The sequence below is a fragment of the Mesorhizobium sp. WSM4840 genome (assembly GCF_055811755.1).
This window is the reverse complement of the sequence record NZ_JBVVQD010000049.1, coordinates 1-23,192: the sequence shown is the minus strand read 5'-3', so window position 1 is coordinate 23,192 and position 23,192 is coordinate 1. Positions and strand designations below refer to the sequence as shown.

The following is a 23,192-nucleotide window of genomic DNA, read 5'->3' as shown; positions in this document are numbered from 1 at the left end:
CATGCATTAGCGCTGACAGCTTACCACGGCAGCCAGTCGAACATGCCGCTCTTGTTCTTGGCGGCCGCTTCCTTCTTGAGGCGGCGTTCTTTCTTGTATTCGTCCTCGCCGATGTCGTCCACCGGCGCGGTCGCGGCAGCGGCGCGGTATTGCACCGGCGGCTCGCTCAGATATTTGCGGGTGTTGGGGTCACCCTGCTTGGCTTCGGCGAGGCGGCGCTTGACCTCGGCGGCGCGGCCCTTGTCCGAATCCGCCGGAGTCCAGGCCGGCGGATGACTGGAAGCCGACTGCGCCATCGCAGCCTTGACCGCCGTTGGATCCGTCTGGACGTCATCGACGATCTGCGCCTGGTAGTCCGGATCGTCCTGATGGAGCGTCGCCTCGGCGCGCAGGCGAGCGCGGCGTTGCTCGGGCGATTCCGGCCAATCGGCGCTTGCCGTCGCGATGCTGTCCTGCGGCGGCGGCAATTCCTTCTGTCCCGGCGCCGGCTTCACCAGTTCGGGGCGCGGCTTGTAGTCGATCTTTTCCTTGCTCTTCGGCATGACTGAAAAAGCGCTGGTGAGATCGCCGGCAAGCTGGGCGGAGGCGGTCTTGTCGGTCCCGTAGGTCGGCGAGCCCATGCAGCCGGAAAGGGCCAAGCCGGATACGACAAGCGGCGCCAGCAGCGCAACGCGCGCGCAAGTTCTTTCGGTCATGCCAAAAAGTCCCACTCTAGACAGCCTCTCGATCGCCACCGGCCAAAGGACGGTTCCCATCATCTATGCTCTTGCGACGGAAATCCGGCGACAATTTGTCGTCCGGAGTTTCGCGTGTTTACCTCAACCACTCGTTAAGGGCAACGAGCGGGGGCCGATCAGCCGCCCGCCGTGGCATTTGTGCACCGCCTTATATACGACCAAGCGCCTTCAATTCATGCAGGACCGCCGCGTCCCGCGCCGAAACGTCGGGGAATTCCCTGTCCTGCCCGACATCGGCCGTGTAGCGCCATGAGCGCGCGCATTTGACCAGGCCCCGGTCCTCGGCCTTCTCGACCACCACGGCGACGCCCTTGACGTCGTCCAGCGTGAAGGCACCAGAAGGCGCGTCGCCATGCGCAACGACCAGATCGCTGGTGATCGCCATTTCGGCCATGTCGACGTCTGATATCGCTGCTTCGAGCGCCGCATCGTCGAGCGTGACGACCGGCACCGCTCCCAGCGACGAGCCGATGACCTTCTGGGCACGTGCGATCTCCAGCGCGCCGGTGACGACACGGCGGACCTGGCGCACCTTGCGCCATTTTTCCGCCAGCACCTCGTTCTTCCAGTCAACGGGGATTTGCGGGAACTGGTCGAGATGCACCGAGACGGCGTCCGGATGACGGTCGAGCCAGGCCTCCTCCATGGTGAAGGGCAGCATCGGCGCCAGCCATTTCACCAGGCAGTCGAACAGATGGCGCACCACCTGCACGGAGGCCTTGCGCTTCACGCTGGAGGGCGCTTCGCAGTAGAGCGCGTCCTTGCGGATGTCGAAATAGAAGGCCGACAGTTCGACCACCATGAAGTCGAGCAGCGTGCGGGTGATGCGCTTGAACTCGAAGGCGTCATAGCCCGCGCGCACGACTTCATCGAGTTCGGAGAGCCGGTGCAGCATCAGCCGCTCCAGCTCCGGCATCTTATCCAGCGGTACTTCCTCGCCATCATCATGGGCAAGCGTGCCCAGCATCCAGCGGATGGTGTTGCGCAGCTTGCGGTAGGCGTCGATGTTGGTCTGCAGCACGTTCTTGCCGAGCCGCTGGTCTTCCCAGTAGTCGGTCGTCACCACCCATAGCCGCAGGATATCGGCGCCCGACTGCTTGATGACATCCTGCGGCACGACTGTATTGCCGAGCGATTTCGACATTTTGCGCCCCTCCTCGTCCATGGTGAAACCATGGGTGACGACTGTGTCGTAAGGCGCCCTGCCCCTGGTGCCGCAGCTTTCAAGCAGCGAGGAGTGGAACCAGCCGCGATGCTGGTCGGAGCCTTCGAGGTAAAGGTCGGCCGGCCATTTCAGGTCCGGGCGATCCTCGAGAGTGAAGACATGGCTCGAGCCGGAATCGAACCAGACGTCGAGGATGTCCATCACCTGCTGCCATTTCGAAGCATCGTGGTTGCCGAGGAAACGCTCCTTGGCGCCGGCCGCGAACCATGCGTCGGCGCCCTCCTTCTCGAAGGCGTCCACGATGCGCTGGTTGACCGCCTCGTCGCGCAGAACATTGCCGTCGGCATCGGCGAAGACGGCGATCGGCACGCCCCAGGCGCGCTGGCGCGACAGCACCCAATCGGGACGCTCCTCGATCATGGCGCGAATGCGGTTCTGGCCGGCGGCCGGCACGAAGCGGGTGTCGTCGATGGCCTTCAAGGCACGGCTGCGCAGCGTCGTGCCGTCGCTCAGATCCTTGTCCATATAGACGAACCATTGCGGCGTGTTACGGAAGATGATCGGCTTCTTCGACCGCCACGAATGCGGATAGGAGTGCTTCAGCCGGCCGCGCGCGAACAGTGCGTTGCGTTTGATCAGCTCGTCGATGACCGCCTGGTTGGCATTGCCCTTCTTGCCGTTGTCGTCGATGACGCGCGCCGCTCCGCCCTCGCGGTCCGCGCCGAAGCCCGGCGCGTCCTTGGTGAAGAAGCCGGCATCGTCGACCGGAAACGGGATCGCCGTGTCGATGCCGCGTTGGCGCAGTTCCGATGCAGCGTCCGTCCAGGCGTCGAAGTCCTCGCGGCCGTGGCTGGGCGAGGTGTGAACGAAGCCGGTGCCGGCATCGTCGGTGACGTGGTCGCCGGCGAGCATCGGCACGGGGAATTCGTAGCCGCCGTTCAAACCGTTGAAGGGATGAGAAAGCGTAAGGCTTCCAAGCTCTTCGGCCGAAACGTTACGGAGACGATTCATTGTCACTTTGGCTTTGACGGCAGCCTCTTCGGCCAGCGCGTCGGCAAAGATCAGCTTTTCGCCGGGTTGCGGGCCGAAAGCATTCTCTGCTGCTGTGACCTCGTAGAGGCCATAGTTGATGCGGGGCGAATAGTTTACGGCGCGGTTGCCGGGGATGGTCCACGGCGTGGTCGTCCAGATGACGACGTGGGCCTCCAGCAAGTCCAGTGACGTCTGCGTCAGCTTTGGATCCAAGGCTGGCTGCCCATCTTCGACGTTGGTGACCTGACGAGCGAGGCTGACGACCGGAAACTTCGCCCAGATCGTATCGCTCTCATAGTCCTGGTACTCGACCTCGGCCTCGGCCAGCGCGGTGCGCTCGACAACGCTCCACATCACCGGCTTGGAGCCGCGATAGAGCTGGCCGGACATGGCGAATTTCAACAGTTCGCCGGCGATGCGCGCCTCGGCACGGAACGCCATCGTCGTATAGGGATTGTCGAAGTCGCCGACGACACCCAGCCGCTGGAATTCTGCGCCCTGCACCTTGATCCAGTGCGCGGCGAACTCGCGGCATTCCTTACGGAACTCGTTGACCGGAACCTCGTCCTTGTTCTTACCCTTGGCGCGGTATTGCTCCTCGATCTTCCATTCGATCGGCAGGCCGTGACAATCCCAGCCGGGCACGTAGTTCGAGTCGTAGCCGCGCATCTGGAACGAGCGGGTGATGACGTCCTTAAGGATCTTGTTCAGCGCGTGGCCGATGTGGATGTTGCCGTTGGCGTAGGGCGGGCCGTCATGCAGCACGTATTTTTCGCGGCCGGCGGCGTTGTCGCGCAGCTTGCGGTAGAGGTCCAAGTCCTGCCAGCGCTTGACCAGCAGCGGCTCCTTCTCGGGCAAGCCGGCGCGCATCGGGAAATCCGTCTGGGGCAGATAAAGCGTTTTGGAATAGTCGATCGTTTCAACAGTGTCGGTCATTGGGGTATCGGTCATTGGTCTGCCATATGCATTGCCCGGCGGCAAAAGAGCCCGGTCGTTGAACTATCATGATCTGGAAAAAGCGCGAGAGGCCGCGCGCAAAATTCCCGGCGGCTCCGGCGGCGGTCAGGCCGCCCGGAACACCGGGCTCGTAATTCGTATCGTCAGCGCGAAAAGGCGCGAAAAGCTCGTCATGGCTGGGCTTTTAACCGAGACAGGCGATATTGAAAAGCCCGAACTCTAGTGGTTTCCTTGCGTCATGTGCCAATTGCGCCTATATCTTTGGGCATATGGCAGCGGAGCTAAAACATGTCCAGCTTGCACATCAAGGGTCAGCCGAGCCCAAATCCAAAGGCCGAGCGTATCGGCGCCGCAATCCCGGACACCGCAACGGAACGGTTTCTCGTTCATGTCACCAGGGTCGAAGGACTTCGCCAGCGTGGCTTCAGCAATGACGAAATCTATAGGATCGTCGGCCCGCGACGGACATTGGCGCGCCGCAGGGAGCGAAACGAGACACTGACGATCGCCGAGTCCGACCGCGTCATGCGGCTTGAACGGATTTCGGCGATGGCGGATCGGGTTTTCGGTAATCACGAAAAGGCGCAGCGTTGGCTGCGCAAGCACAGCAGGGTGCTTAACGAGACACCGATCAACCTCTTGCAGTCAGAAACGGGTGCAGCGCTGGTGGAAGAAGAGCTCCATCGCATCGACCATGGCATCTTCGCCTGACAAATGCGGCTCTGGCGCATTTCCGGCTACGCCGACCTGCTGGGTGTCGGTGGTTTGGTCAGCGGCGGCCGTTGGCATGTCATGGGAACACCAATTGTCTACTGCGCCGATCACCCGGCCACGGCACTTCTCGAGATACTTGTGCATGTCGACGCGGAAGACATGCCCCAGACCTATCAGCTTCTGGAGATCGAAATGCCGGATGGCGTTGCCATCACGTCTCCTGGTTTGCCTGATGACTGGAAGGACGATCTGGCCATGACACAACGGCTCGGGAGGAACTTTGTCGCTGCTGCCACCCACGCCGTCATGGAAGTTCCTTGTGCAATTGTCCCGTTCACAAGAAACTATCTCCTCAACCCGGATTTGCTGGCCCGCGACTGCATCCGTATTGTTGGCGTCACGAACCATCCGGTCGATACGCGATTGCTGGGATAGTGCTCACATCGAAAAGTCGAAGCGATACGTCGTCGAGACGCCGATCATGAACTGGTCTCTTGAGCCGCGCTCCTTGACCAGGCTGGAATCGGCCGCCGGGCCCATCAGGCGCGAATATTCGCCGAACAGGCTGGCCGTCATCGGCTCGGTCACTTTCCAGGTCACCGCGCCGCCGAGGCCGCCGACTTCACGCCGCCGCCCGGACGGTATTGGCTGAGGCCCGAAGCCACGGCTTCCTCGGCGTTAACGCCGTAGTAGGCGTCGAAATAGTCCGACGAGGCGAACGAAACGCGCGGCCCGCCCGAAATTCTGACGTCCGGCGTCACATCATAGAAGGCGTCGGCGGCGATGTCGGCGACAAAGCCGCTATGGGCGCCGCCGGCCTCGCCACCCCAGCGCACCGGGTCAAGGCCTTTCAGCTCGTCGGCGTCGTCGCCATCGCGCGAAAACAGCAATTTTCCGGCCAGTCCGGCGCGGAGGCCGCCGTCGTCGATCAACCCCAGCGAGATGTTGTCGTTGCGCGAGGTGAAGCGGGCCGCAGGACCGGCCTTGCCGAGCGAGATGATCGGCGAGGCGCTGAGCAGGTATTTCTTGCCGCCCTCGAAATTCGGCGCGACCATGCCGGTGGCGCCGACCGTCAAATACCAGTCGCCGGACAGCCAGCCCAAGGCGCCCTCACCGGCTTCGGCGGCACCGGAGGCCCCAAGTATGAAGGCGGCCAGAACCACCGGGATCGCTCGGACAGAACGCATTGGCCGACACAACCAGCCTTCACAAGCCATGGCGCCAGTTCGGTAAAATTTAACTTAATATCCGTAACATCGGCGGTGTTGGTCGTACTGTTCCGCATTGCAGTCGATTGTATGGCCCGCCAAGATTCCAGATCAAGACGTCTGGAATTCACAGCAGCTGCCATCTCGCTTTCCAGCCTGAATGTCTCGGCTGCTGTTGGAATTTGGCGATAGCCGTATTTAACCTTGGCCGCCCACCCAAGGGTTACAAATATTCACAAACATGCCCGCGCTGTGAAGAGTGCGGCGACCGGCACTCAATCCTGCATTCCAAACCGGCCAGGCGTGAATCATATGCGGCCAAATTTCGAGTCGTACTTTGACATCAGCCGCACCAGCGGCTTCCGCGAGCCGAGTTGCGTCCGACAACAGCGTCTCGGCAGAACCGACTTGTATCAGCATTGGGGGAAATCCGCTCAGATCGGCGAACAACGGCGAGATCAGGGGATCGCGCCGGCCAACGCCATGGGGAACATAGGCGGTAACCAGTTCCTCCAAATACGCCCGGTGGATGATAGGGTCGATCGCGTCCTTAGTTGATAGTGTCGCGCCGGACATCGAAAGGTCCGTCCAGGGCGAGACCAGCCAAAGAGATCGCGGTAACCGCTCGCCTGCCGCGCGCAATATACCGACCAAGCACAGGGTGAGGTTGCCGCCCGCACTGTCTCCGCCAACCACGATGCGATCCGGCGCGACCCCTTGCCGGCTCAGAAAGCGCCATGCCGTGAGCGCGTCTGCATGCTGCGCAGGAAAAGGATGTTCCGGTGCTCGTCGATAGTCGATCGCGAGGGTGCGCATTCCCATTGCTCGACCTGCCTCAGTCACCATTCGACGATGACTTTTGAGCGAGCCCGAGCAGTAGCCACCACCGTGGAAAAAGAGCAGAACCTTATCCCTGTCACTCCCAGGCGCTAGCGACCACTCTCCCTCTAGGCCGTCGAAAACCGCATCCTCGCATTGGATGTCGTCCGCAATCGGCCACACCGAACCAACCTCGTCGAGCCGCGCCCGGCGTTCGTCCCAGCCCACCGGTCGTGGCTTTGACTCCAACAAGCTGCGGACGGCGTTGATCTCCGTCAGATCGAGGTGTTCGTCCGCATCGCTCATTTTGCTTCCCTAGTCTCATCAAACGTAGAAAACGGCGGACAGCAGCAGCCACACGTCATCCATAAAGCGCCAATGCCAGCACTGGGAATTTTTCGTTACAATTGCGCCATGGCGAATACACGGGAGGACGGGGTGGCCCGTAACCCGCTCGTCATGTTTTAGCACTGCCCCCAGCACATAGTCGAATATTCCATCAGATATTTCGCCGCTTCGGATCAAAAGCGAACGTCTGGCAAGCGGATCGCTCGGGCTGTGGCGCTCGCAGCCTGCTCGCTTTACGGGCAAGCCGATCGGCGTTACCCTCAAAGCCGGCAAAGGTAACCTTGAGGGAGAAGGGCGATGGCACTGCACGGCGATGCCTTGAAAGATGCAATCGGTCAGACGCGGGCGAAATGGGGATGGTTCGTCGGGCTCGGCGTGCTGCTGCTGATCCTCGGCGGCATCGCCTTCGGCAATCTGTTCATCGCCACGGTCGCCTCGGTCTACGTCGTCGGCTGGCTGATGCTGATGGCCGGTGTCATCGAGATCATGCATGCCTTCGGTGTGAAGACTTGGAGCCGGTTCTTCTACTGGCTGCTTAGCGGTCTCCTCTATGCCGTCGCCGGGTTCTTCGCCTTCTACAATCCGCTGCTGGCCTCGGCGGTGCTGACCTTCCTGCTGGCGGTCGCCCTTCTCGCTTCAGGCGTGCTTAGGGCCTGGGTCGGGTACAAGCACAGACCGGAAAAAGGCTGGGGCTGGCTGGTGGCGGCCGGCGTCATCAGCGCGCTGGCAGGCCTGGTCATCGCCATGGGCTGGCCAGTCAACAGCGTATGGGTGCTGGGGCTGTTTCTCGCCGTCGACCTGATCTTCCAGGGCTGGGCCTTCATTGCCGTCGGCCTGGCGCTGAAGAAGTAGGTTTAAAAAGCAATGGCCGCGTCGAGCTCGGAAAGCGGGCTGACGCCGGCAAGCAGCGCCCTCGCCTCGACTTCGTCGCGCTTCATCTGCCCGACCAGCGCGTCGAGCCCGTCAAACTTCACCTCGGCGCGCAGGAAACCAAAGAAGGACACCGCGCATATCTCGCCGTAGAGATCGCCGGAAAAATCGAAAACGAAAGTTTCCAGAAGCGGCGCGCCGTTGTCATCGACGGTCGGGCGGCGACCGAAGCTGGCAACACCATCATGAAGCGTACCGTCGGCGCGACGGAAGCGGACGGCATAAATCCCTTCCTTCAGAGTGGCTTCCGGCGAAAGCCTCATATTGGCGGTTGGAAAGCCGAGCGTCCGGCCAAGCTGCTGGCCGCCGATCACCTCGCTTTCGACCGTGAAGCGGTAGCCGAGCAGGCCGGCCGCCTCGCCCACCGTGCCTTCGCATAGCAGCGCGCGGATCCGGCTCGACGACACCACCTCGGCGCCCTCGTCGCGAAACGCGTCAACCAGGGTGACGCCGAAGCCGTGGCGTTCGCCGGCCGCCATCAGATAGGCCGGGCCGCCTTGCCTGTCCTTGCCGAAGTGGAAGTCGAAGCCGGTCACGGCGTGAATGATGCCGAGATTCCTGTCCAGCACGTCGGTCACGAACGCTTCCGCCGACAGTGCGGCGAAGTCGCGCGTGAACGGCTGTTCGACGAGTGCGGCAAAGCCTAGATACGACAACAACCGTGCCTTCATCGGCGGCGGCGTCAGCACGAACAGCGGTATCTCAGGCCGGAACACCTTTCTCGGATGCGGCTCGAAGGTCAGCACCAGAGCCGGCACGCCGCGCCGGCAGGCCTCGGCAAGCGCGCGCTCGAGCACCGCCTGGTGGCCGCGGTGCACACCGTCGAAATTGCCGATCGCCACCACGCCACCACGCAAATGGGCCGGCAGCGGCGAGATTGCAGAAACGCGTTCGAAGGCTTCCGTCATCGAGCGACCCTACTGCAGTCTCGGAATGACCGCGACCGGCCAGTAGCCGTGCCTTTCCAGAAAGGCAATTAGCCTGGCCGGATCCGGTTGTAGCGTATCACCGTAGTCGCGGGCATGGATGCCGCCCGACACGTAGAGCACGTCGAAGCCGTTGTCGGCAGCACCCTTGATGTCGGTCATCATGCCGTCGCCGATGGCCAGCACGTCCGAGCGCTCGACCGGGTGGCCGAGCAGGTCGGCGATCTCCTTCATCGCGACGTCATAGACCGGGGCATAAGGTTTTCCGGCGATCAGCGTCCGCCCGCCGAGCTGGGCATAGTCGCGGGCCAAGGCCCCGGCGCACCAGATCATCCGCTCGCCGCGCTCGACCACGATGTCGGGGTTGGCGCAGATGAAGGGCAGGTTCCTGGCACGTAGCCGCCGCAGAAGATCGGCGTAGTCTTCCGGCTTCTCGACCTCGTCGTCGAACAGCCCGGTGCAGACCACGCCGGATGCCTCGAACTCCTCGACGAGTTCGACATCAAGCCCGTCATAGAGCGTGAAATCGCGATCGGCGCCGATATGGAAGATCTTTCGCGGGCCCTCGATGATCAGGTCGCGGGTCACATCGCCGGAGGTGACGACGCGGTCGTAGGCCTCCGAGGGAACGCCGATCGCATTCATCTGCGCCACCACATCGGCGCTGCGGCGTGGCGAATTGGTAATCAGCACCACAGGTATCTTCGCCTCGCGTGCGGTCGCCAGCGCCAGAGCCGCGGCCGGGAAATGCCGTTCGCCATTGTGGACCACGCCCCAGACATCGCAAAGAATGGCAGAATAGGCTGCCGACAAATCCGCGAGCGAGCCGATGATATCGGGCGAATCCGCCATATCGTTTCCCAGGTCATGATGGTTGCGAGCGCCGCCGCCGACGATCCGCAGCGACCGGACCGCATTAACCGAAGCTCTTCACCCTGTCACCAGCTTTCGCCGCGTTCAGCATCGCCGCCCCGAAATGAAGGCATGATCGCACGGCACAAAAATTCTCGTTTTCCAGAGCTTTAGCCGGTCCAAATCGCGGGCGGCATTGCCGCCATCGGCGGCGTGGTTAACGAGCTTTGAAAAAATGAGCCGATCTTGGACATATTTTAGCAATCTGAAATTGAAGGATTGGTGGCATCGTTCGCCGACTGGCGGGGTGCTGAAGGCAATGATCCGAAAATTCGGTAGGGACCGGCGTGGCAACTATACGCTGATGACGGTCATCACCATGGTGCCGCTCATGGGCGGCTTGGCGCTCAGCGTCGACTACTCGGAACTGCTCCGCCAGAAGCACGCTACGTTGAATGCCCTGGACGGCGCCGGCCTCGCCACCGCTCATAAGATCGTCTCCGGCGCAAGCGACGACGACGCCAAGGCCTATGCCAAGACTTTCTTCGAAGCCAATCTCGGCCCTGTCGATCCGGCCAATACGTTGCTTACCGTCACCCTGCCCAACAACAATGCGGGTGGCGGTACGTTGAAGCTCTGCAGCGCCCTGACGTACCACCCCTATTTTCTGCCGGCCGCCGCCATGCTGATGGGCGGCGGGACCACCAGCGATACAACCTTCACGGCGTGCTCGGAAATCCGCCTCAAGAACACGCTGGAAGTAGCCCTTGTGCTCGACAATTCCGGCTCGATGAATAATCTGGGCTCCGGCACCGGCGCGAAGCGAATAGACCTGCTGAAGACTGCCGCCAAGCAGCTTGTCGATACGCTGGCGCTGCAGGCACAGCAGATGAAGCAGGTCAGCAAACCGGTGCAGTTCTCCCTCGTGCCGTTCGCTGCTGCGGTCAATGTCGGTCCCACCCATGACCAGGATAGCTGGATGGACCAGGACGGCATCGCCCCGATCCAGCACGAGGATTTCGACTGGACGATGATGACCCCCGCCGACAATCCGGACAAATACGCCGAGAAATTCAACGGCGTCTGGTGCAAGCGCGGCACCGGCTGGGGCGACACCCAGGATCAACCACTGACCCGTTTCAGCCTCTACGCCGACATGACCGTCGAGTCCGGCCGCGAAGAAGTGCCCAACAGCAAGCAATATATCTGCGACGAATACAGGAGAAACGGCACTTGCCGGACCGGCCATTGGACCACCCCGGAATATATCTACACCACCAGCCGCTATGCGAGCTGGCAGGGTTGCGTCGAGGCGAGGCCGCACCCGTATAACAACGACGACACCACCCCGAACACGGCCACGCCTGCGACGCTGTTCGTGCCGATGTTTGCACCGGACGAGCCTCGCACACCCTCTGGCTCGATTTCAACCACGACGGTGTCAACGACGTCGGCAGCACGTTGTATAATTACGGCAACAACTGGTGGGCTGACTGGCCCTTCGCCGCAGATCCGACCGCTTCCCAGCGGCAGTCGGACATGCGCAAATATTTCCTGGTCAAGCCCTACGGCTCGACGTCGGCCGCCTCGGGCGATGGCCCGAATGCGTCCTGCACGACCAACCCGATCACGACGCTCAAGGACGTGAGCCAGCTTGCCGAGAAAGAGGAGATCAAGAACGCCATCGACGCCATGGCGCCGAACGGCAACACCAACGTGCCGGAAGGCCTTGCCTGGGGCTGGCGGACGGTATCGAGCAACGAACCTTTCACCGAGGGCCGGCCGAACACCGAAAGGGGCAACGACAAAGTGGTGATCGTGCTGACTGACGGCGCCAATACCTACAGCGCCGTCAGCGACAGCGGCTATGCCAACAACAGGTCGACCTATGCCGCTTACGGCTACACCGGTCTGACATATCCGGGGTCTGGAAGCGTGACGCGCCTGTTCATGAACACGAGCACCGACATCGGCAAGACCACCTACACCGGCGCCAACTACACCGCCGCGCTGGACGAGCAGATGCAGACCCTTTGCGCCAACGCGAAGAATTCGAACATTCTCGTCATGACCGTCGCGCTCGACCTGTCGACCAGCGATGCCGGCGACAAGAAAGCACTCGACGCGCTGAAGGCCTGCTCGTCAGACTCGCGCTTCCGCATGGATCCCACCGATCCGACCAAACCGGCCAAGCTGTTCTGGAACGCGACCGGGGCGACGCTGTCGGACAATTTCAAGGAAATCGCCAACGAATTGTCGAACCTGCGCATCGTCGGCTGAGGATGACCTCGCCGAAGCTGCCGATCTCCCCCCTTGCGGGGCAGATGGCCGGCAGGCCAGAGGGGGGTGGGTAGGATCGCAGACTTTTTGTGGGATCCATTTCCAACTGGAGACCGGCCTTGTGGCGTTGATGCGATTGGCTGATAGGCCGGCGGGACAGCACCCAGGACAGCACCCCCTCTGCCCTACCGGGCATCTCCCCCGCACGGGGGGAGATTGGCAACGTCGCCGCTTTCGCCAATTGTCAACGCTGGCGCAAAGGCTATCGCCACCTTGCCCTTGCGGCGGTCGAACGGACATGGTGAGTGTCCCCACCGCCATCCGGAGATGCACCTGTGCCCGAAGCCACCAACCATCTCGCCTTCGCGCTGGTCTGCCTCGGCATGGTGCTGACGCCTGGCCCGAACATGATCTATTTGATCTCGCGGTCGCTGTCACAGGGACCGAAGGCCGGCCTGATCTCGCTCGGTGGCGTGGCGCTCGGCTTTGTCTTCTACGTGTTGTCGGCGGCATTCGGCATCACCGCGCTGCTGCTTGCCGTGCCTTACGCCTATGATGCGCTGCGCTTTGCCGGCGCGCTCTACCTTTTGTGGCTTGCCTGGCAAGCAGTGAGGCCAGGCGGACGCTCGCCGTTCCAGGTCCGGGAACTGCCGAAGGACAGGCCGCGCAAATTGTTCGCCATGGGCCTGATGACCAATCTGCTCAACCCGAAGGTGGCGGTGCTTTATCTGTCGCTGCTGCCGCAGTTCATCAGCCCCGGCAAGGGTCACGTGCTGTCGCAGCTTCTGGTGCTCGGCACCACGCAGATCGCGATCAGCCTCACCGTCAACGCGGTCATAGCGGTTACGGCCGGCTCGATCGCCGTCTTCCTCGCCGGCCGGCCGCTATGGCTGGTGATCCAGCGCTGGATGATGGGCACGGTGCTGACCGCACTGGCCCTAAAGATGGCGACCGACGCGCAGCGTTAACCAGAGCATCGGACCCAAAAGTCGGTACGGTTTTGGGAAAATCCGATGCTCAAACAAAAAGATAAGGCGGCGGCACCGCTGCTCTAGCCTACATCGGCCGCCGGTCCTGTTGCGCCCGCTCGGGTTCGACCACCCTGCGATAGAGATGCCACGTCGCATGGCCGAGCACGGGCATGACGACGGCGAGCCCGGCAAACAGCGGGATCGAGCCGATGACCAGCAGCACGGCGACCACCAGGCCCCACAGCGCCATCTGCAGCGGATTTGTCATCACCGCCCGTGCCGAGGTCTCGATTGCCGAGACTGCGCCGACATCGCGGTCGAGCAGCAGCGGGAAAGCGACGACGGTCGTCGCCAGCACGATCGCGGCGAAGACGAAGCCAGCCGCATTGCCGAACAGGATCAGCGTCCAGCCTTTGGGCGTTGTCAGCACCTCGCGCACAAAGCCGCCGATCGAGGCCGGCGGCTGATTGCCGAACAGGCCGGTGTAAATCGATTGCGCGGTGTACAGCCAGAGCAGGAACAGTGCCACCAGCATAGCGCCGATGACCGCGATCGCCGGCAGCGCCGGCGAGTGGCGCACGTCAAGCGCGTGCCACCAGGACGTGTCCATGCCGAGTTCGCGGCGGCGGCTGATCTCGTAGAGACCAATCGCGGCGAACGGTCCAAGCAGGGCGAAGCCGGACATCAAGGGATAGATGAGCTGGATGGCGTTGGCGCCGGATGTCCATTGCGCCAAGATCAATCCGACCACCGGATAGATCAGGCATAGGAACACGTAATGCGATGGCTTTGCCCAGAAATCCTCGACGCCGAGCCGCAGCACATCCGGCAGATCCGCCGTGGTGATGCGCCGCACCCTGGGCTGCACGTGCATCCCACGCGCGTCCGACATGACATGAAAGCTGGCCATAACCATTCTCCCGTATCCGGGGGCGGCCACCGCCAGGATGGCCGCCCATAGCTGCCACTTCAAGAGCGATGGCATGATAGCCGAATTTGATGTGCTTGTCGCGAATCGGGTGGTGTTGGAGCGAACGCCGCGCGGCATAGGGCGTGTTCGTGCCGCGCGACTGAAAAGAGGCTAGGCGCCAAATCGTTCAAGGACCCCGGCCAGCGGAATATGGCCAAGGCAGGCGCCCGAACCCGCCGGCTTTTCGCCGTCCTCGATGGCCTGCGCATATCGCACGTCCGGATCGCTTTCGATCCGGCGGCGCAAGGCGGCCAGTTTGGGGTAAGCCGCCCCGTCGACCGCCTGGTGAAATTCCGCCCAGCGCGCCACGCCAATCAACGTAGTGTCGGCAAGCGTCAGTCGATCGCCGACCAGAAAGGCGGTGTCGACGATCATCGCCTCAAGCCGGTCATGGCGCTCAGTAACGGCCTTGCGGCCGAAGTCGCGCAACGTCGCCAGCAGGACCGGCTCGGCCGATTCCATTTCATATGCAGCCCAGAGCGGGGTGAAAGCGGCGGTGAAACCGGTGTTCACGAAAGCCATCAGCTGATGCATCCGGTCAGCTTCCGGCGAGCGAGGATCGAAGCTGATGCGACGTTGCGTGTCGCGGGCTTCGAGCCAGGCGGCAATCGCCATGGTCTCGGTGAGCACTCTGCCTTCGTCCGTGATCAACACCGGCGTTTCCTGACGGCCGTTGATGCGGGCATAGGCGTCGTTCTTCATTTCGGTGAGCATGTCGACGCGAGACAGGCGGTAGGGCTGTCCGACGCGTTCAAAAGCAGCGACAAGCCCCATCGAACTTCCCGCCGGGACGCCGTAAAGGAGGATAGGTTCCATTTCTTTGTCTCTTCCATGTTTAGGGATCACGCTGCGCAGCGAAGCTTGACCCTAAACGCTGGTCGTCCCATGTAAATTACGCACTATTCTGTAACCAGGGACCCGTCATGAAAGATGTCGTCTCAAGCTGCCCGATCGAAGAGACCATGCGTGTGCTCAGCGGTCGCTGGCCGACCTTGCTGCTCTACTATCTCAAGGACGGGACCAAGCGCTTCAGCGATTTGAGGCGTGACAACCCGACCGTGTCGCACCGCATTCTGGCGCTGGAACTGCGCAAGCTGGAGGAAGCCGGGATTGTGCGTCGAACGGCGTATGCCGGCTATCCGTTACGCGTGGACTATGATCTCACGGCAGCGGGTCTCAAGCTTGTGCCGCTCATCGACGCCCTGGGCGACTGGTGGCAAGATACCGAGGACGATCGGGCCGGCGGGGTCTCATCGACGGCGGAAACGAAGCTGGACACAGCGGCCTAGCCAGCGCTGAGAACCTGACGCTTGCAACCATAGGCTGTGCAACCGCTTTGGGTCGGATCTGCCGTCCGGGCCGGAATACCGGATGCGCGCGCAGCGCCAGAAGTTGCCTTCTGGCCAACACTCGCTACCTGCGGAATTTCGCCAAACAACACATGTGCGTTAACCCTTCGCAGCACCAAATCACGTTTTTGGTGATTGTGGCTTGAAATCCCCTCAATCACCTGCTAGGTGATTGGGAGGGAGAACAAGATGAAGACAGCGCACTACAAGCTGATCCTGACCCGCGCTGGCGAAAGCGCCATCGACATGACTTTCGCGGCTTATGCCGTCATGCACGACATCCTGGATCGCACCGACTCTACCCAACGCACCAACACGTTTGAACTCCAGAAGCTCGCCTATGAAGCGATCCGCGCCGAGACGGGCCTGCCGGCGCGACTGGTGACCAATGGCATTCGCGAATACGCCTCCGGCGCCTGGTCGTCCGACCGGCTGCCGCTTGACGACAAGCTCATGTCCTTCAAGGGCGTCGACAAGGTTTCGATTTCTACCGTCGAGGGGCGTGTGATCGCGGGATTCCTGGCCACCGGCTACTCCGATAGCCAAGAGAAGGCGCAACTTTCTCACCTCGTACGGGATAACGGGGCCTATCTGCTCACCGTTCCGCTGTCGGCGGACATGCAACACAGGGAGATCGAAGCCATGCAGACCGAATCCATTTCCGGGCGCGTTTCGCGCCTCGCCGCCGGCCTGGTCGCAACCGTGATCGACGGCCTTGAGAAGAAGGCTCCCGAGGCGGTGGCCGAACAAGCGATCCGCGAGATCGACAAGGCCGCCGACGAATTGAAGTCCAACCTCGCAGCGCTGATCGCCGAGCGCAAGCGCTACACCTTGCAGAAAGACGACCTGACTGAAGAACGCGAGGGGCTGGACCAGAATATCCGTGTCGCCCTGCAAGAGGGCCGCGAAGACCTCGCACGGGCCGGTATTGGCCGTCAGGACGACATCGACGCGCAGGCCACCTCTATCGATAAGCTGATCCAGGATGTTGATGTGCGCATTGACGAAGCGCGAGGCGCGCTGAGCGCCGCAAGTGCGGCCCGCCGCGATTCCGAGGAGCGGGTGAAGATAGCGCGGCGCGCCCGCGAGGCGCAGAAGCCGGGCACGGTGGGCAACGCTGACGGCGGGTTCCGCAAACCCGCACCAGAGGATCGCATTGCGGCCGCGCTTTCCAGCGTGGCGCGGCTGACCGACCTGCCCGCTGGCAAGCCGCGCGACAACGATCTTGTCGAACTCGAAGAATTTGGGCGCCAGCGCCGCATTGACGACCGGCTGGCGACACTGCGCAGCGAACTCAAGGGTAAGAAGTAGCGCCGATGGCAGATATTCTCCACGCACCGGCGCTCTATCTCTATCCATTGCTGGCAGGGATGTTGCTAGGGGTCCTGCAGATCGTCCTGTTCTATGTTGGAGCCGGACATTTTGACCATGGTGGCGGCGAAGACGGCACGGTCGACCACCTCCTCGACGCCACACATCTAGGCGACGTATTCGACTGGCTGAATTTCGGTCGGGTACCCTTCGCCATCCTGATACTGCTTCTGCTGGTCACATTCGGCATGGTCGGAATCATGCTGTGGCAGATCTTCCCGGTCTTGCCGGCGTGGAGCTACGCTTTTGGGGCGGCGCCGGCGGCGGTGATGGTCACGAAGATCACCGGCGGCTGGATCGCTCATCTCCTGCCGCAGGACGAGAGCTACGCTGTCAACCACGATCATCTGGTCGGGCGTCGCGGCACGGTCACGCTCGGGCCGCTGGATGACGGTCGGCCCGGCTCGATCCGAGTGCGCGATGAGCATGGCGAATTGCATACGCTGCGGGCGCGGCCCGCAGACGCGGGAATGAAAATCGAGAAAGGCGCCGTAGTCGTGGTGGTGAAAGCCGCCGAGGGACCCGGTCGTGTCTGGCTCATAGTCCCGTTCGAGGAGCATATCTAGCCAGAGCGCGCTCTGAGCAAAGCCGAGCATCAAACACTTTCAAATCTGGGGGCAAAGTATGGACAACATAGTTCAATTTCTGATCTGGGTCGGCATCGTTCTCTTCGTGATCGCGGTGATCGGCTTTGTGCTCGGGCGGCTCTACCAGCGCGCCGAACGTGACGAGGCCTTTGTGCGTACCGGCGTCGGCGGCCGCAGAGTGGTCAAAGACGGCGGCGCGCTGATCCTGCCCATCTTGCATGCGCTGGCGAAGGTCAAGCTCAACACCGTCAAGCTGGTGGTCGACCGCCGCCGCGAGGACGCCTTCATCACCTCTGACCGCATGCGCGTCGACATCCGTGCCGAGTTTTACGTACGCGTCGACGGCACGGATGACGGCATCGGCCTCGCTGCGCAGACGCTGGGCGACCGTGTCAACGACCCGAAGGCAATCCAGGATCTGGTGGAAGCCAAGCTGGTCGACGCGCTGCGCTCTGTGGCCGCGCGCAACACGCTCGATCAACTGCATGAGAATCGCTCAGACTTCGTGAAGGCGGTGCAGGACGCAGTCGAGACCGATCTGCGCTCGAACGGGCTTGAGCTGGAATCGGTGTCGTTGACGGGCCTCGACCAGACGCCGCGTGAGTTCTTCAACGAAACCAACGCCTTCGACGCCGTCGGTTTGGCCAAGCTGACAACCATCACCGAACAGCGCCGCAAGGAGCGCAACGAGGTGACCCGGAAGACCGAAGTAGCGATTGCCGAGCAGGACCTGAACGCCTCGCGCGAAAAGTACGCGTTGAAGCGGCAAGAGGAAGAGGCGCGGCTGGAGCAGGAGCGCGACGTAGTCTCCAAGCAGGCCTCCACGCGCTCCGAAATGGCCAAGGCCGAGGAAGCGGCGAAGCTCGCCGAACAGGCGGCGCAGATCGCGCGCGAACGCGAGATCGCCGAGCATGCGGCGGAAGCGCAGCGCGCCAAGGAAGAGGCGCGCATTAACTCTGAGCGCGAGGTTGAATTGTCGCGCCAGAATATGGCGGTGGCCATCGCCAAGAAGAGCCAGGAAACCAGCCAGGCTGAAGCCAAGGCCCGCGAGGCCGAGGCGCTGACGGTTGCTGCTCAAGAAAAGGTGCAGACGGCGCGCGAACGCGAAATCGCCGACCGCGCCAGGCAGATCGCCGTTCTGCAAGCGCAGGAAGCGGCGGAATCTGAGGCTGTGTCGGTGACAGTTGGCGCGAGCGCCGAAAAAGCAGCGGCGGAAGACCGCGCCGAGGCGGCGCTGGTGGAAGCCCGCGCGGCAGCGGAAGCGATGAAGGTCCGCGCCGAGGGCGTGATCGCGGAAGGCGAGGCGGAGGCGGCGACCATCCGCGCCACGAACGAAGCGCGCAACCTGCTCTCCGACCGGCTGATCCAGCTTGAACTGACGCAGGCCCGGATCACCATGCTACCGGAAGCACTAAAGGCGCTGATGGAGCCGGCGAGCCGTATCGATAGCATCCGCGTGTTCGACACGGCGGGATTTTCGGGCGGTCGCTCGGGCGGCGAAGGCGGGCGTTCGGGTCCGGGCGATCTGGCCGACCAGCTGCTGAAGTTCACCGGCAACAAGTCTCTGATTGACGCGCTCCTGAAGGAAGCTGGCATCGCCGGCGCCGGTGGCTCTCTAAAGGATCTGGTCTCGACGCGGCGGCGGGAAACGGATGCTGACGGGGCCGATCTGTTCGAGGAGGCAGACGTGGAGGACGACGAGCTGGTCGCCCCCCTGGCTGGGATACCGAAGGCCTGAACTGCCCAAACGCTGATTTGATCGGGCGTGGAAACAATCCACGCCCGGTCTATTTGGCAGTCAGGATCGCGCTTATGTCAGGCAGGCGGCCTTGCCGCCACCGTCCTGCCCACCGGCGAAAGCGCCGGTGCTGCCGTCGAGTTGGGATGGCTGCCTCGCAGGCGCGGCCCTCCGATGGCTCATGGGTGGCTTGAGGCGGTGATCGCGGGATAGTCGGTATAGCCGGCGGAGCCGCCGCCATAGAGCGTCGCCGGGTTGAACTCCGCCAGCGGCGCGCGCGTCTTCAGCCGTTCCACAAGGTCGGGATTGGCGATGAATGGGCGTCCGAAGGCGAACAGGTCCGCCTTGCCGTCGGCGAGCTGCGACGCCGCGAGTTCGAGGTCATAGCCGTTGTTGGCGATATAGGTGTTGTTGAAGCGCCGGCGGAGCGATCCGAAGTCGAATGGCGCGACATCGCGCGGTCCGCCCGTGGCGCCCTCGACGACATGGATGTAGACGATGCCCAAGGCGTCGAGTTGATCGACGATGTAGTCGAACTGCGCCTGGGGGGCGCCGCTCGAGACACCGTTGGCGGGCGAAATGGGCGAAATCCGGATGCCGGTGCGCTCAGCGCCGATCTCCTCGACCACCGCAGTCGCAACCTCCAGCATCAGCCGGGCGCGGTTCTCGACCGATCCGCCATAAGCATCGGTGCGGACATTAGCGCTGTCCTTGGCGAACTGGTCCAGCAGATAGCCGTTGGCGCCGTGAATCTCGACGCCATCGAAGCCGGCCTCGATGGCGTTCGCGGCTGCTTGCCTGAAATCGTTGACGATCCCCGGAAGCTCGTCGAGCTCGAGCGCGCGGGGCTCCGAAACGTCGACAAAGCCGTTGCTGACGAATGTCTTGGTCGCGGCCCGGATCGCCGAGGGCGCGACGGGCGCGGCGCCATGCTCCTGCAGGTCGACATGTGAGACGCGGCCGACATGCCAGAGCTGCAGGAAGATCCGGCCACCCTTGGTGTGCACGGCGTGGGTGACCTTGCGCCAGCCGTCGATCTGCGCCTGGGAGTAGATGCCGGGCGTGTCCTGATAGCCCTGTCCCTGCTGCGAGATCTGCGTGGCCTCGGAAATCAGCAGGCCGGCCGACGCGCGCTGGCCGTAATACTGCGCGGCGAGATCGCCTGGAACGAAGCCCGGGCCAGCGCGATTGCGCGTCAGCGGCGCCATGACGATACGATTGGAGAGAGTGAGCGAGCCGAGAGTATAGGGCTCAAACAGCGTTGTGCTCGTCATAGGTCACCTTTGTTTGTCCCCGCCGCGGCGGGGTCGCTTATCGAAATGGCTTCGTTCATGCTCAGGCGACCGTGCGGTACCGCTTGGCGGGATGTTCGTTCCGATAGTTCGGAAGCATGGCCTGGCGCGCGGCCTGAAGCGCGTCCCACTGCCCGGCATCGGGTAGCGGCGGGATGGTCACCAGTTCGCGGCGGTCGAAGCCGACCAGCGCCGCATCCACCAGATCGTCCACCTCCATCACGTTGGAAAGCGTGTTGACGTCGGCGCCGACATGTTCCCAGATCTCCGTTCGCGTCGTGGCGGGAAGCACGGCCTGGACGTAGACACCCTTCGGCGCGAGCTCGAGGCTGAGTCCCTGCGACAGAAACAGCACGAAGGCTTTGGTTGCGCCGTAGACCGTCATGCCGAACTCCGGCGCCAGGCCGACCACCGAGCCGATGTTGACGATCGCCCCTTCGCCGGCCGCCGCAAGACGCGGGGCGATGGCGCTGGCTAGCCGCAGAAGCGCGGTCGTGTTGAGCGCAACCAGCCGCGCGACGTCATCGGTGCTCTGCTCGATAAAGCTTCCGCCGATGGCCGTTCCGGCATTGTTGACGAGGATCCCGATGCGGGCGTCATCGCGCAGCCTCGTCTCTACCGTTGCAAGCTCGGCAGGCTGCGTAAGATCAGCCTGGATGATGTCGAGCGCCACGCCATTTTCCTGACGCAGACGGGCCGCCAGAGCCTCCATTCGTGCCATATCACGGGCAACCAGCACGAGGTCGTGCCCGCGGCGCGCGAAGCGCTCGGCATATGCGGCTCCGATGCCGGTGGAGGCACCGGTTATGAGGACTGACGGAATGGTGGTCATGGCATTGCTCTTTTCTCTGATGGACTCTATATTCATGACGATCATCATGATTGCTGTTTAATATGATAGCCATCATGTAAATGTCAACGGGGCCGGCGGAGAATTTTGAAATGAAGGTCAGTCGAGAACAGATGGCGGAGAACCGTCGCCGAATTCTGGATGTTGCCGGCCGGCTGTTTCGCGACAAGGGCTTCGACGCGGTCAGCGTGGCGGAGGTGATGAAAGCCGCCGGACTCACCCATGGCGGCTTCTATGGCCATTTCAGCTCAAAGGACGACCTGATCGCGCAGACCCTTGCCCATGTCCTCGCCGCGGACTCAAGCGCAGGGGCCGATCTTCGCGCTTATGTAGACGCCTATCTTTCGCCCCGTCATCGCGACAACGCCGCTGGTGGTTGCCCGACGGCAGGCCTTGCCGCGGCCATTCGCCATCAGACCCCGGCTGCACGCTCGGCCATGACGGAAGGCCTTCGATCGCAGATCGACCGTATCGGCAAGGCGCTGCCGGAGTTGGATCCGGCAGGCAGACGCCGCGCAGCGATCGGATGCTGGGCAGCGATGGTGGGGGCAGTGATCCTCGCCCGGGCTATCGACGATCCCGCGCTTTCGGATGAAGTTCTGGAACAGACGCATGCCTGGATCGATGCCGGGATCAGCCAAGTGTCTGCCAGATAGGCGGTCTGCGGCCGGGCTTGCGCCACCGTACTGCCCGCCGAAGGCGCCGGTGTCTCGGCCTCCGCCGCCGGCACGCTGGCGGGCATCAGCGCCTCAGCATCCTTGCGCAGGCGAAGACGCACAGAACCTGGCCCTACTGAGCGGAGCGGTCGGCCAACAACGCCAGCCGGACGAGCTCGGACAGGCTCTTCGCCTGCATCTTCGACATGACATTGGCCCTGTAGATTTCGACCGTTCGCGGGCTGATGCCGAGTTCGTGCGCGATCGCCTTGTTCGCCTTGCCGTCGACGAGCAGGTCCAGGACCTGGCGTTCGCGTTCTGTGAGCGATCCTACCCGGCTCGCCGCCTCCCTGACGTGTGCGCCGTCCTGGATGGTCTTCGTCCGGCGGCCAAGCGCGGAGCGGATCGTCGCGATGAGCAGGTCGTCATCGAACGGCTTCTCGATGAAATCGATCGCGCCCTCCTTCATTGCCTCGACCGCCATGGGCACGTCGGCGTGGCCCGTCATCACGATCACAGGGAGAAGCGAGCCACGAGCCTTCAGGCGACGCAGGAATTCGATGCCATCGATGCCCGGCATCCGCACGTCGGTAACGACGCAGCCGGACGCCGAGCCCTCCACGTCTTCCAGGAAGGCGGAGGCGGATTCGTGCAGCCTGACCGCAAGGCCGTCCGACGCGAGCAGGAATGCCAGCGACTGACGGACAGCCAGATCGTCATCGACCACATGCACCACGGCTTCAGCCTGCATCGGAAAGCTCCTCTCGCTCCACGGACCGGAGGTGAAGCCGAACGTGGTTCCCTGTCCTGGGGCAGACTCGGCCCAGATCTTGCCGCCGTGGGATTCGACAATCGTCCTGCAGATCGACAGGCCCACTCCCATGCCGTGCTTCTTGGTCGTCATGAAGGGCTGGAAAGCCGGTTTTGCACCGCCGGATCGATGCCCGGGGCGTTGAACCAGCGATGTCCGCTTCTGGAGGACGGGAGGGGTCGGCGAAATGACCAGAATCGGCGCAAAGTTGCCCTCCATCTTGCGGAGCGCGCAACTCAGCTACGGGTCAAATCGGGGTTCAACGTGAGACGGCTTACCTGCCTCCGTCCACTCGATCGGAAACCCGCGCATGAGCCGCTGAAGCTGCAGTAGGTGGCTGCCGACCATCGAGAATCGCCTCAACAACGTCGGGCTCGAGCAGCGCAGGGCGTAGGAACTACGCGACGTAGGAGGTCTTGAGCTTCTCTGCCCTGGCCAGTTCGCTGATCGAGCCAACGCGGCCGTTTGTCCATCATGTTCTTCCGACGGAAGGCGCGGACGAGAGCCGTGAGCAGCGTGCCATCGCAGAAGCTGGCAAACGCGTAGCCCATTCGCCCAGGGCAACGAGTCCAGGTTAACGGGCTTGGAGAGCTGCCATCAGGTAGTCGGTATCCCAGGTTGCGAGTTTT

General features: G+C 62.8%; 22 protein-coding genes and 2 pseudogenes. 12 read left to right on the top strand and 12 right to left on the bottom strand.

What is annotated here, in order from left to right; genetic code table 11:
* Positions 1 to 20 precede the first annotated feature (20 nt).
* Both AC0L3I_RS34400 and ileS read right to left on the bottom strand, forming a co-directional pair.
* Positions 21 to 695: a hypothetical protein gene (locus AC0L3I_RS34400; RefSeq protein WP_473529887.1), complete on the bottom strand. Its 675-nt coding sequence runs from the start codon at positions 693 to 695 to the stop codon at positions 21 to 23.
* 190 nt (positions 696 to 885) lie between these two features.
* Positions 886 to 3,870 carry an isoleucine--tRNA ligase gene (ileS, locus tag AC0L3I_RS34395; RefSeq protein ID WP_473529886.1) on the bottom strand — a complete coding sequence of 995 codons (2,985 nt, stop codon included), beginning with the start codon at positions 3,868 to 3,870 and terminating at the stop codon, positions 886 to 888.
* A gap of 58 nt (positions 3,871 to 3,928) precedes the next feature.
* Here ileS and AC0L3I_RS34390 point away from each other — a divergent pair, with 58 nt between their 5' ends.
* From AC0L3I_RS34390 to AC0L3I_RS34380, 3 genes are all read left to right on the top strand, one after another.
* The gene (locus tag AC0L3I_RS34390) at positions 3,929 to 4,114 is read left to right on the top strand and encodes a hypothetical protein (protein ID WP_473489394.1); all 186 of its coding nucleotides are present in this window, start codon (positions 3,929 to 3,931) and stop codon (positions 4,112 to 4,114) included.
* 65 nt (positions 4,115 to 4,179) lie between these two features.
* On the top strand, positions 4,180 to 4,602 hold the full coding sequence (parS, locus tag AC0L3I_RS34385) for a type II RES/Xre toxin-antitoxin system antitoxin (RefSeq protein WP_473489393.1): 423 nt from the start codon (positions 4,180 to 4,182) through the stop codon (positions 4,600 to 4,602).
* A gap of 3 nt (positions 4,603 to 4,605) precedes the next feature.
* Complete coding sequence (locus AC0L3I_RS34380; protein ID WP_473529885.1) at positions 4,606 to 5,040, top strand: RES family NAD+ phosphorylase; 435 nt, start codon at positions 4,606 to 4,608, stop codon at positions 5,038 to 5,040.
* 3 nt (positions 5,041 to 5,043) lie between these two features.
* On the opposite strand, the pseudogene AC0L3I_RS34375 reads toward AC0L3I_RS34380, so the two are convergent.
* Both AC0L3I_RS34375 and AC0L3I_RS34370 read right to left on the bottom strand, forming a co-directional pair.
* Positions 5,044 to 5,792: pseudogene (locus tag AC0L3I_RS34375) on the bottom strand (MipA/OmpV family protein).
* Between the two features lie 219 nt (positions 5,793 to 6,011).
* A complete protein-coding gene (locus tag AC0L3I_RS34370) occupies positions 6,012 to 6,938 on the bottom strand; it encodes an alpha/beta hydrolase (RefSeq protein ID WP_473489391.1) in 927 nt (308 codons plus the stop codon).
* 339 nt (positions 6,939 to 7,277) lie between these two features.
* On the opposite strand from AC0L3I_RS34370, the gene AC0L3I_RS34365 reads away from it, so the two are divergent.
* On the top strand, positions 7,278 to 7,832 hold the full coding sequence (locus AC0L3I_RS34365) for an HdeD family acid-resistance protein (RefSeq protein ID WP_473489390.1): 555 nt from the start codon (positions 7,278 to 7,280) through the stop codon (positions 7,830 to 7,832).
* A gap of 2 nt (positions 7,833 to 7,834) precedes the next feature.
* Here AC0L3I_RS34365 and AC0L3I_RS34360 read toward each other — a convergent pair whose 3' ends face one another.
* Positions 7,835 to 8,818 (bottom strand): bifunctional riboflavin kinase/FAD synthetase, encoded by a 984-nt coding sequence (locus AC0L3I_RS34360; protein WP_123151556.1) that lies wholly within the window; start codon positions 8,816 to 8,818, stop codon positions 7,835 to 7,837.
* A 9-nt stretch (positions 8,819 to 8,827) separates the two neighbouring features.
* Complete coding sequence (locus tag AC0L3I_RS34355) at positions 8,828 to 9,688, bottom strand: TIGR01459 family HAD-type hydrolase (protein ID WP_473529884.1); 861 nt, start codon at positions 9,686 to 9,688, stop codon at positions 8,828 to 8,830.
* Positions 9,689 to 9,884: 196 nt separating this feature from the next.
* On the opposite strand from AC0L3I_RS34355, the gene AC0L3I_RS34350 reads away from it, so the two are divergent.
* The 3 genes from AC0L3I_RS34350 to AC0L3I_RS34340 all read left to right on the top strand — a co-directional run bounded on the left by AC0L3I_RS34350 (position 9,885) and on the right by AC0L3I_RS34340 (position 12,936).
* Positions 9,885 to 11,336, top strand: a complete 1,452-nt coding sequence (locus AC0L3I_RS34350) for a TadE/TadG family type IV pilus assembly protein (RefSeq protein WP_473529883.1) — start codon at positions 9,885 to 9,887, stop codon at positions 11,334 to 11,336.
* On the top strand, positions 11,228 to 11,968 hold the full coding sequence (locus AC0L3I_RS34345; protein ID WP_473529882.1) for a hypothetical protein: 741 nt from the start codon (positions 11,228 to 11,230) through the stop codon (positions 11,966 to 11,968). The genes AC0L3I_RS34350 and AC0L3I_RS34345 overlap by 109 nt, the downstream gene beginning before the upstream one ends.
* 335 nt (positions 11,969 to 12,303) lie before the next feature.
* Positions 12,304 to 12,936 (top strand): LysE family translocator, encoded by a 633-nt coding sequence (locus AC0L3I_RS34340; protein WP_473529881.1) that lies wholly within the window; start codon positions 12,304 to 12,306, stop codon positions 12,934 to 12,936.
* 88 nt (positions 12,937 to 13,024) lie between these two features.
* Here AC0L3I_RS34340 and AC0L3I_RS34335 read toward each other — a convergent pair whose 3' ends face one another.
* On the bottom strand, positions 13,025 to 13,849 hold the full coding sequence (locus tag AC0L3I_RS34335; protein ID WP_473529880.1) for a DUF2189 domain-containing protein: 825 nt from the start codon (positions 13,847 to 13,849) through the stop codon (positions 13,025 to 13,027).
* A gap of 171 nt (positions 13,850 to 14,020) precedes the next feature.
* Positions 14,021 to 14,725, bottom strand: a complete 705-nt coding sequence (locus tag AC0L3I_RS34330; RefSeq protein WP_473529879.1) for a glutathione S-transferase family protein — start codon at positions 14,723 to 14,725, stop codon at positions 14,021 to 14,023.
* Positions 14,726 to 14,832: 107 nt separating this feature from the next.
* On the opposite strand from AC0L3I_RS34330, the gene AC0L3I_RS34325 reads away from it, so the two are divergent.
* The 4 genes from AC0L3I_RS34325 to AC0L3I_RS34310 all read left to right on the top strand — a co-directional run bounded on the left by AC0L3I_RS34325 (position 14,833) and on the right by AC0L3I_RS34310 (position 18,954).
* Entirely contained in the window at positions 14,833 to 15,198 is a 366-nt protein-coding gene (locus tag AC0L3I_RS34325) for a winged helix-turn-helix transcriptional regulator (RefSeq protein ID WP_473529878.1), read from the top strand.
* 306 nt (positions 15,199 to 15,504) lie between these two features.
* Positions 15,505 to 16,569: a PspA/IM30 family protein gene (locus AC0L3I_RS34320; RefSeq protein WP_473529877.1), complete on the top strand. Its 1,065-nt coding sequence runs from the start codon at positions 15,505 to 15,507 to the stop codon at positions 16,567 to 16,569.
* Between the two features lie 5 nt (positions 16,570 to 16,574).
* The gene (locus AC0L3I_RS34315) at positions 16,575 to 17,195 is read left to right on the top strand and encodes an OB-fold-containig protein (RefSeq protein WP_473529876.1); all 621 of its coding nucleotides are present in this window, start codon (positions 16,575 to 16,577) and stop codon (positions 17,193 to 17,195) included.
* 106 nt (positions 17,196 to 17,301) lie between these two features.
* Positions 17,302 to 18,954, top strand: a complete 1,653-nt coding sequence (locus AC0L3I_RS34310; RefSeq protein ID WP_473529875.1) for a flotillin family protein — start codon at positions 17,302 to 17,304, stop codon at positions 18,952 to 18,954.
* 179 nt (positions 18,955 to 19,133) lie between these two features.
* On the opposite strand, the gene AC0L3I_RS34305 is transcribed toward AC0L3I_RS34310, so the two are convergent.
* Together AC0L3I_RS34305 and AC0L3I_RS34300 are read right to left on the bottom strand one after the other, a co-directional pair.
* The gene (locus tag AC0L3I_RS34305) at positions 19,134 to 20,228 is read right to left on the bottom strand and encodes an alkene reductase (RefSeq protein ID WP_473489379.1); all 1,095 of its coding nucleotides are present in this window, start codon (positions 20,226 to 20,228) and stop codon (positions 19,134 to 19,136) included.
* 61 nt (positions 20,229 to 20,289) lie between these two features.
* Positions 20,290 to 21,078, bottom strand: a complete 789-nt coding sequence (locus AC0L3I_RS34300; protein ID WP_473529874.1) for an SDR family NAD(P)-dependent oxidoreductase — start codon at positions 21,076 to 21,078, stop codon at positions 20,290 to 20,292.
* Between the two features lie 110 nt (positions 21,079 to 21,188).
* Between AC0L3I_RS34300 and AC0L3I_RS34295 the strand changes: the two genes are divergently transcribed.
* Complete coding sequence (locus tag AC0L3I_RS34295) at positions 21,189 to 21,752, top strand: TetR/AcrR family transcriptional regulator (protein WP_473489377.1); 564 nt, start codon at positions 21,189 to 21,191, stop codon at positions 21,750 to 21,752.
* Positions 21,753 to 21,885: 133 nt separating this feature from the next.
* On the opposite strand, the gene fixJ is transcribed toward AC0L3I_RS34295, so the two are convergent.
* Complete coding sequence (gene fixJ, locus AC0L3I_RS34290) at positions 21,886 to 22,503, bottom strand: response regulator FixJ (RefSeq protein ID WP_473529893.1); 618 nt, start codon at positions 22,501 to 22,503, stop codon at positions 21,886 to 21,888.
* Positions 22,504 to 22,545: 42 nt separating this feature from the next.
* Positions 22,546 to 22,782: pseudogene (locus AC0L3I_RS34285) on the bottom strand (ATP-binding protein); the annotation flags it as partial.
* Positions 22,783 to 23,192: the final 410 nt, after the last annotated feature.

Excerpts from the sequence above, each read along its gene's own strand:
- parS (WP_473489393.1), top strand. The coding sequence starts at position 4,180 with ATGTCCAGCTTGCACATCAAGGGTCAGCCGAGCCCAAATCCAAAGGCC.
- AC0L3I_RS34305 (WP_473489379.1), bottom strand. The coding sequence starts at position 20,228 with ATGACGAGCACAACGCTGTTTGAGCCCTATACTCTCGGCTCGCTCACT.
- AC0L3I_RS34295 (WP_473489377.1), top strand. The coding sequence starts at position 21,189 with ATGAAGGTCAGTCGAGAACAGATGGCGGAGAACCGTCGCCGAATTCTG.
- fixJ (WP_473529893.1), bottom strand. The coding sequence starts at position 22,503 with ATGCAGGCTGAAGCCGTGGTGCATGTGGTCGATGACGATCTGGCTGTC.
- AC0L3I_RS34370 (WP_473489391.1), bottom strand. The coding sequence starts at position 6,938 with ATGAGCGATGCGGACGAACACCTCGATCTGACGGAGATCAACGCCGTC.
- AC0L3I_RS34325 (WP_473529878.1), top strand. The coding sequence starts at position 14,833 with ATGAAAGATGTCGTCTCAAGCTGCCCGATCGAAGAGACCATGCGTGTG.
- AC0L3I_RS34355 (WP_473529884.1), bottom strand. The coding sequence starts at position 9,688 with ATGGCGGATTCGCCCGATATCATCGGCTCGCTCGCGGATTTGTCGGCA.
- AC0L3I_RS34345 (WP_473529882.1), top strand. The coding sequence starts at position 11,228 with ATGCGCAAATATTTCCTGGTCAAGCCCTACGGCTCGACGTCGGCCGCC.
- AC0L3I_RS34360 (WP_123151556.1), bottom strand. The coding sequence starts at position 8,818 with ATGACGGAAGCCTTCGAACGCGTTTCTGCAATCTCGCCGCTGCCGGCC.
- AC0L3I_RS34365 (WP_473489390.1), top strand. The coding sequence starts at position 7,278 with ATGGCACTGCACGGCGATGCCTTGAAAGATGCAATCGGTCAGACGCGG.
- AC0L3I_RS34335 (WP_473529880.1), bottom strand. The coding sequence starts at position 13,849 with ATGGCCAGCTTTCATGTCATGTCGGACGCGCGTGGGATGCACGTGCAG.
- AC0L3I_RS34400 (WP_473529887.1), bottom strand. The coding sequence starts at position 695 with ATGACCGAAAGAACTTGCGCGCGCGTTGCGCTGCTGGCGCCGCTTGTC.
- AC0L3I_RS34320 (WP_473529877.1), top strand. The coding sequence starts at position 15,505 with ATGACTTTCGCGGCTTATGCCGTCATGCACGACATCCTGGATCGCACC.
- AC0L3I_RS34380 (WP_473529885.1), top strand. The coding sequence starts at position 4,606 with ATGCGGCTCTGGCGCATTTCCGGCTACGCCGACCTGCTGGGTGTCGGT.
- AC0L3I_RS34300 (WP_473529874.1), bottom strand. The coding sequence starts at position 21,078 with ATGACCACCATTCCGTCAGTCCTCATAACCGGTGCCTCCACCGGCATC.
- AC0L3I_RS34330 (WP_473529879.1), bottom strand. The coding sequence starts at position 14,725 with ATGGAACCTATCCTCCTTTACGGCGTCCCGGCGGGAAGTTCGATGGGG.
- AC0L3I_RS34315 (WP_473529876.1), top strand. The coding sequence starts at position 16,575 with ATGGCAGATATTCTCCACGCACCGGCGCTCTATCTCTATCCATTGCTG.
- ileS (WP_473529886.1), bottom strand. The coding sequence starts at position 3,870 with ATGACCGACACTGTTGAAACGATCGACTATTCCAAAACGCTTTATCTG.